This is a genomic window from Streptomyces gilvus, from assembly GCF_022513565.1.
Taxonomy (GTDB): Bacteria; Actinomycetota; Actinomycetes; order Streptomycetales; family Streptomycetaceae; genus Streptomyces; species Streptomyces gilvus.
In genome coordinates this window covers 1-1,396 of the sequence record NZ_JAKWBE010000072.1, presented here as the reverse complement: position 1 = coordinate 1,396, position 1,396 = coordinate 1, and the positions used below count along the sequence as shown (strand labels likewise).

At 66.6% G+C, this 1,396-nt stretch carries 1 protein-coding gene; it reads right to left on the bottom strand.

Annotated features, from left to right (window positions below; all coding sequences use genetic code 11):
- Window positions 1-36: 36 nt before the first annotated feature.
- Complete coding sequence (locus MKW14_RS40635; protein ID WP_276623366.1) at window positions 37-1,140, bottom strand: ISAs1 family transposase; 1,104 nt, start codon at window positions 1,138-1,140, stop codon at window positions 37-39.
- Between the last annotated feature and the right edge of the window lie 256 nt (window positions 1,141-1,396).

The following is a 1,396-nucleotide window of genomic DNA, read 5'->3' as shown; positions in this document are numbered from 1 at the left end:
CAGGGTCATTGCAAGATCGAGATCTGTCCGGGTTCGTCAGGTGAGACCGAGGGCTCGTAGGGGCCGGTGGTAGTCGCGGCCGGTGTGGCGGAGGGCGGCGGCGATGTTGGTCTGGCCGTCTTGGCGGAAGACGCTGATGGCGAGGTTGCGCAGGGAGGCCATGGCACGGGGCAGGTTGCCAGTGCGGATTTTGGAGTCGTCCTCGCGGAACGTGCGGTCCCGTACGTGGTGCAGAAGGTTCTCGATACCCCAGTGGCCTCTGATCCAGGTGGCGAGCTCGGTGCAGGTGGCGTCGAAGACGCTCAGGCTGGTGATCAGGTAGACGCGCTCGATGGTCAGCTTCCCGGTGCTCAAGTCGCGTCGCCACCGCACGACTTGGATCGCCTGGCGGGCGCCGGGGTAGTCGAGGTGGCTGAACGCGGCGACCTTGAGCCGGCGGATCTCGTCGCGGTGGTGGGCGTGGTCGCGAGTGCGGTGCCCGAGCGGGATGTCCCGCCAGGGCAGCTTCCTGACCTGGGTATACAAGCCGGGATGGTTCTTCTTGACGACGGCCACGTAGTGCGCACCGCAACTGACCAGATAGGCCCCGTGATCGTGCTGGGTGTGCAGGGCGTCGGCGGTCACCACCGTGTTCTCCAGCTCAAGACCGTCCAGCAACGGCGCGAAGGAAGGGATCTCGTTGCTCTTGGAAGCGACCTGTCGCTGGGCCAGGACCACGCCGTGGTGATCCATCGCCGCCAGCAGCTGGATGGCCGCGGCCGTTGCGGTTCGCGACCCACGGACCACCTTGCCGTCGACCGCGATCACCCGTCGCACTGGCGCCTCCTCCGCCTCAAGCTTGACCGGTGGCAGCGTTCTGGCCTGCAGATATGCGCCGATCGCCGCGTCCAGCGCGTCACCGTCCACACGCTGCAGCAGGCGACGCACGGTTGCGGCGTGCGGCACCGGCCGCAGACCGGTAAGCGGGTCGACGGCGAAGCCGAGGACACCCAGCACATGCTGTGGGGCATCCGTGATCCACTCACCGATCGCGATGAGCGACCGCGCGCCGGTCAGCACCGCCGAGACGGCTGCGGACAGCAACGCGAGGGCCGGATAGCGCAGTCCTCGCGCATCGCGTGGATCGGCGACCAGGATCAAGAAACGTCGCAGGTCAACGACATCGCTTGAGGTGAGGGGATCACTCAGGGAGCCCAGTCGCTCCAGTGCGGGAGGGATGGGCGATGATATTCGGGCAGGCACGGTCTCGCTCGGTTCTCATGGGTCTCGACAACCACATGATCACCAGCACCGTGCCTGCTCTACTCTGCGGGGTTCCTTGCCACACAGCGGACATGACGGCACGTCACCCGCGAGACCGGCGAACCCGGACCAATCCTCATCACGCAATGCCCCT